The organism is Gottfriedia luciferensis (genome assembly GCF_002156865.1).
Taxonomy (GTDB): Bacteria; Bacillota; Bacilli; order Bacillales; family Bacillaceae_G; genus Gottfriedia; species Gottfriedia luciferensis.
In genome coordinates this window covers 1-6,091 of sequence record NZ_NCTA01000078.1, presented here as the reverse complement: position 1 = coordinate 6,091, position 6,091 = coordinate 1, and the positions used below count along the sequence as shown (strand labels likewise).

The 6,091-nt window shown below is 34.1% G+C and carries 3 protein-coding genes and 3 rRNA genes; 1 reads left to right on the top strand and 5 read right to left on the bottom strand.

The window, feature by feature from the left end; genetic code table 11:
* Window positions 1-506: ribosomal RNA gene (locus B7R67_RS21675) — 16S ribosomal RNA — on the bottom strand; the annotation flags it as partial.
* 359 nt (window positions 507-865) lie between these two features.
* On the opposite strand from B7R67_RS21675, the gene B7R67_RS21670 reads away from it, so the two are divergent.
* Window positions 866-1,327: a hypothetical protein gene (locus B7R67_RS21670; protein WP_088073071.1), complete on the top strand. Its 462-nt coding sequence runs from the start codon at window positions 866-868 to the stop codon at window positions 1,325-1,327.
* A 599-nt stretch (window positions 1,328-1,926) separates the two neighbouring features.
* Here B7R67_RS21670 and B7R67_RS21665 read toward each other — a convergent pair.
* The 4 genes from B7R67_RS21665 to B7R67_RS21650 all read right to left on the bottom strand — a co-directional run.
* Window positions 1,927-2,640, bottom strand: coding sequence for a class I SAM-dependent methyltransferase (locus B7R67_RS21665; RefSeq protein ID WP_158095167.1), 714 nt, complete (start codon window positions 2,638-2,640; stop codon window positions 1,927-1,929).
* Window positions 2,641-2,832: 192 nt separating this feature from the next.
* Complete coding sequence (locus B7R67_RS21660; RefSeq protein WP_088073069.1) at window positions 2,833-4,734, bottom strand: endonuclease MutS2; 1,902 nt, start codon at window positions 4,732-4,734, stop codon at window positions 2,833-2,835.
* Window positions 4,735-5,572: 838 nt separating this feature from the next.
* A 5S ribosomal RNA gene (rrf, locus tag B7R67_RS21655) occupies window positions 5,573-5,688 on the bottom strand.
* A gap of 55 nt (window positions 5,689-5,743) precedes the next feature.
* Window positions 5,744-6,091, bottom strand: a 23S ribosomal RNA gene (locus B7R67_RS21650); the annotation flags it as partial.

Below are 6,091 nucleotides of genomic sequence, written 5' to 3'. Positions count from 1 at the left end.
TTTCTGGTTAGGTACCGTCAAGGTGCCAGCTTATTCAACTAGCACTTGTTCTTCCCTAACAACAGAGCTTTACGACCCGAAGGCCTTCATCGCTCACGCGGCGTTGCTCCGTCAGACTTTCGTCCATTGCGGAAGATTCCCTACTGCTGCCTCCCGTAGGAGTCTGGGCCGTGTCTCAGTCCCAGTGTGGCCGATCACCCTCTCAGGTCGGCTACGCATCGTCGCCTTGGTGAGCCGTTACCTCACCAACTAGCTAATGCGCCGCGGGCCCATCTATAAGTGATAGCCGAAGCCATCTTTCAACAAAGGAACAGGAGTTCCTTTATGTCATCCGGTATTAGCTCCGGTTTCCCGAAGTTATCCCAGTCTTATAGGTAGGTTGCCCACGTGTTACTCACCCGTCCGCCGCTAACTAATTGGAGCAAGCTCCAATTAGTCCGCTCGACTTGCATGTATTAGGCACGCCGCCAGCGTTCGTCCTGAGCCAGGATCAAACTCTCCATAAAAGTTAAGTTTAAATCTTGTATTGCTCAAAAAACTAATAATTGACGTTTACTTCATGTTTTGTTTAGTTTTCAAAGTTCACTTTGCCGCTTCAGAAGCGACTTAAATATCATAACATTTTGTCGAACTATCTGTCAACAACTTATTATATTTTTTTGTTGTTCGTACTTGTTTTGTCGTGACAACATAAACAAATATACCATCTTGTCCAAACGATTGCAAGCATTAATTTACATTAAATTAATAAAAGTAATCAAATTTAATTTCCATCAAATTATTTAGTTAATTGTACAACTAGGTATCAGTACAAGCACAAACTATTCCTTTTCCATAGATTAGTACAAGAAAAGGAGGAATTGTTATGCAATGTAATGAAGCCCATCAATTATGTAATAATTTTAGAGGGCAGGTTGTACGCATTTTCGATAAATCAGGAAATGAACACGTTGGTCGAATAACTAGAGTAACTGAGGATAGAGTCTTTATTGAGCCAGTAAATCAAAATCGTCAAAACTCTAATTTCTCTAACAATAGATCGAATCGCAATAGAAGTAACATGAATAGGAACCATTCTAATAGAAATTTCTCAGAAAGAAGCTTTTCAAATAGAAACTTCCGCAATGAAAACCGTTTTGATAATCATTTTGACGATAGATTTGATGATAGATTTGACAGAAGGTTTGATAGAAGATTTGATAGAAGATCCGATAGACATTTCGAAGGTGATAATTTCAGATGCGGATTCTTCGGCTGTGGGTTCGGTATTTCAATTGCACTTGGTTTTGTTGCAGGAGTCGCATTAGCTGCATTATTCTTTTTTTAATAGTTCATTTAAATTATATATTCAATTAATGTGGGTATGTCTCTTTAGTCAATTGCTGTCTTTTGAGACACCCTTTTTATATAATGTGTTCGTGGACCTTAGTACAACTAATACCTTTCCAGCGAGAACCTTATTTATTATATAGTAACTGTAATGTACATAATTTTATTTTTGATAAAGATGGGTTACGTGAAATAATCGATCCTACATCAGTTATTTTGAGTACTGCTTTATGATTAAAATACATTTTGTTCTACACCAGATAATCTAATAAAAGAAACAGTTTGTACAGTAGCAAGCGAGCTATTTGATTTTTTTACAATCTAATGATTCTCACATACTATATGGAGAAATTGAATTATATCTTAGGTTACCTATTTGTATAAGACATCATCCAAAGGATTTAGACGGGTATTTACATGATTTGAATGATTGAACTAACTTGATCAAGTCTACATCATTTATTGGTTAGAATTGACTACTTCAAGGGATACAACGAAATTCTTCAGACAGATCATAATGTGAATAAGCATTAAAAACTCCATCCTGCTGTTATACTGATTTTCTGAAATATATTAGAAAAAGATAAGCTGTAATGCCTATCTTTTTCTACATAAAAATACTCTATATCCTAATACATCTTTAAAACGCAATAGTAATTCTTGAAACCTATGAAGTAATTCAATACCTTCTGGTGGTAACTTTTGAAATGGCAATGAATCAGTTGAATTTGTTAATGTGTTTGTAATTGTGTTTCCTTTGATGATTTTATAATCTCTAAAGCCCGCTTTAATTAAATTTTGTTCCCACTCTCTTACGGTTTTTACTTTTGTAATTCCATAAACATGCTTTATTTCACTTTCTTCTTTAAGGGTAAGTGGTCTCTCTGATGTCATTTCGATAGCAAGAAAATACCCACCTCTTTTTAACACTCTGACGTATTCAAGTAATGATTTATCTACATTCGTGAAGCTTGTTACAGATTCCGAAATAATAATATCAAATGAATTATCCTTAAAAGGAAGGTTTTCGGCATTGGCTTGATGTAGTGTAACCGGGATTTTCTTTTTGTTAAATCGTTTTCTAGCGTTAGCTAGCATCCGGCTGTTTATATCAATTGTTGTAATTGAGCATTTGTAGTTTTCATATAAATAACTGGCGGTTTTACCAGATCCACAACCTACTTCTAGAACTAAACTTTCTGATGTTAACGGAAGAAATCTCAGTGTTTTTTTTGTTAATTCAAACCCGCCTGGATGTGCATCTTCTATATTTAGAGTGGCGATTAAATCTATATAAGAAAATTTCTTCATATTTAAGACCCCAATCATATAGTTTGGTATAGTCTATTCATTGATGGTTAGTTTTGCTTTGTATTATACAAAATTTAAACCACATCCTCATTTATCCTTATCTAAATTAAAAAACATCAGCTTTTGGGCTGATGTTTTAGTTTGTAGAGAAATTACATAATTAGAAACACTTGTCTTTCGAGTCGCCAATTATTATTCACCGTTTTTTCTTATTCCTTTTTGAATATTTCGAAGTGCTTTTTTTGAACCTCGTTCAATATCGTGATGCAATTTCCTTGTTGCATAATCAACAAATAAAGTATCTAAATCATATCCTTCTGGGTAAAGTTCAGCAGCTTTTACTTCTAAAGAAATTCGTTTTTCATTTACTTCTATTAATTCACCGTTATAAAATACGACGAGGTTATAGAAATTATCCATTTCTTTATAGACAATTCCAAAGTTATTGAAGTCTAATAATTTTACTCGATCGCCTTTTTGATAATTAACTCTCTCTTCAGCTTTCACTTTGAGAATCTTCGGTTTCCTTACTACCTCTTCTTTCACTCTCTCTAATTGATATTCTTTGTTTTCCATATATCCTTTTGCTCTTTGAAGGACATTTTCGCGGATGTTCATTTTCTTAGAAATCCAAAGTGCATTACTTTCTCCAGATTTCCCGATTATTAACTTATACATTGGTTCTAGTGTTTCACTATTAAATCGCATAGCTGCATTCATAAAGTCACTATGCATTTCTGAAAAACGTTTAATTTCACCATAATGGGTAGTTGCAACGGTGATGCATCCCATAAGGTAAAATTCTTCTAATATAGAAATTGCAAGTGATGCTCCTTCATTCGGCTCTGTGCCACTCCCTATTTCATCAAATAGTAAAAGTGTATTATTATTTGAAGCTCCCATTATATCCGAAAGGTTTTTCATATGTGAAGAAAATGTACTTAGCGCATTTTCTATACTTTGATTATCACCAATATCAACAAAAATGTTTTCAAACAATGCAATTTCGGTCTCTGCTCCTCCAATAATATGGAACCCTGACATTGTTGCTAAAGTTAGTAAACCAATTGTTTTTAGAACAATCGTTTTTCCACCAGCATTAGGTCCAGTAATGATTAAACTACGATAACTTTTCCCTATCTCAAAATTAAGTGGAACCACATCACCCGTTAATAATGGATGTTTACACTGAATTAACTTTATATATCCATAGTCATTTAATTTTGGCTCAACTCCACCAATCTGTTTGCTAAATTTCGCTTTTGCAAACACCATATCATATTGACTTATTAAATCCATGTTTATGTTTATTTCATGAACATTCTCTGAAATCATTCCTGAAAGGGTAGCTAATATTTGATATTCTTCCATTGCCTCTTCAGCCTTTAGGTTTACAAGTTCACTATTTAATTTCGTTATAGTATTCGGTTCAATAAAGACAGTAGAACCTTTAGCTGAAACCTCGATAATTGCTCCAGGAACTTGTTTCTTAAAGGAAGCTTTGATTGGAATTGTATATCGTTCATCTTTCTTACTAATAAAGAAGTCTTGGATATACATTTTATTGGTACTACTACTTAGAAATTTATTTAAACGATCTTTAATTTTCTCTTCTACTGATTCAATATTATTTCGTATTCTTTTAAGTTCTTTACTAGCCGCGGAATCAACACTGTTTCCTCTAATGGAGAAATTAATCTCGTCTTCAACTTTTATGAATTCACTCATTGAATTTGCATAGGAAGCAAGAATTGGTGCAAAAAAAACTTTATCTAGCATAAACCTTTTAATTCTTCTGCAACCTCTTAAAAAATCTGAAATACTAATTAAATCACTTGGATCTAATGTCATACCCTTTTCAAGATTTTGAATGATATTTTCAATGTTAGATACTCCTAAAAATGGCACATGGCCTTCTGCATCTAATATTACCCGAGCCTCAGTTGTTTCATTTAATCTATTTTTAACTACCTTTAAATTTGGGCTAGGTTCCAATTGGTCTATCATTTTTTTACCTAATCCACTTACACAATAAGATTTTACAATTTCTTTTAACTCGTTATATTGTAATTTTTCAAAAGTTATATTATTCAATTTCTGTTCTCCTCTTTTATATGATTTAATTGATCATAAATGGAGATACCTACACGTCAGATTCCAATGAATAGATAAATATTAATATTTGATTTTACGTCGAAAAAAATAGAAAAAGCTGCGGGGATACCGCAGCTTTAATCACATTATAAGGCAATCGCAAATGAAATATAGTTAAATAAGCTATCTTAGAACAGCTACCAAATTCATTACACGCATTATAAAGTATTGTAGGTATCTTCATAGGTTTTGAAATAAATCCAAGACAAAATAAAAGGTAAGAATTTCTAAAAAAATTCCCCTTTTTCATCCAATTTATTTCAATAATTTAATTTTTTCCTATTTAGTACCTACTGCACTCACAAAATGCACCTCATTTATAATTATGGTCATTGAAATCTAACATATTAAAATCATCATACTATGTTGAAATTCAAAAGTAAAGATGATGATCTATTATACATTTACTATATGTCTTAGATGAAAATGTTCTACCATTTTTTTTAACTACTTCTTAAAGCACTCTACTTCATGTTCCATATTACTTAATTAATAAGCCAATTGCAAAAAGTAAAATAGTACTTTTTAATTTTTAGCTCTTATTAAGTGTAGGTTCATGGTAAAAGGATAAAATAGTAAAAAATTTTAAAGTATCTTCTTAATTTCCTCTAGGCCAACCTAGGTTTTAACTAATTGACGAGTTTTTAAAGATAATGGCTTAGTTGCACTTATACTTAATTCCTAAAAATTGGCAGACACGCCGAGTTTTTTCACCGTTGCCAATTATTACTTTCTGATATATAAAAAAGCACCAGCTGATTAGCTGATGCTTTGGTAAACCAGGCGACGTTCTACTCTCACAGGGGGAAACCCCCAACTACCATCGACGCTGAAGAGCTTAACTGCCGTGTTCGGTATGGGAACGGGTGTGACCTCTTCGCAATAATCACCTGATTGATTGAGTTGTACTTCGTACCCTCAAAACTAGATAATGTCATTATCAAACTTGTTAGTTAAGTCCTCGACCGATTAGTATCAGTCAGCTCCACGTGTCACCACGCTTCCACCTCTGACCTATCAACCTGATCGTCTCTCAGGGGTCTTACTAGCTTAACGCTATGGGAAATCTCATCTTGAGGGGGGCTTCATGCTTAGATGCTTTCAGCACTTATCCCTTCCACACATAGCTACCCAGCCATGCTCTTGGCAGAACAACTGGTACACCAGCGGTGTGTCCATCCCGGTCCTCTCGTACTAAGGACAGCTCCTCTCAAATTTCCTGCGCCCACGACGGATAGGGACCGAACTGTCTCACGACGTTCTGAACCCAGCTCGCGTACCGCTTTAATGGGCGAAC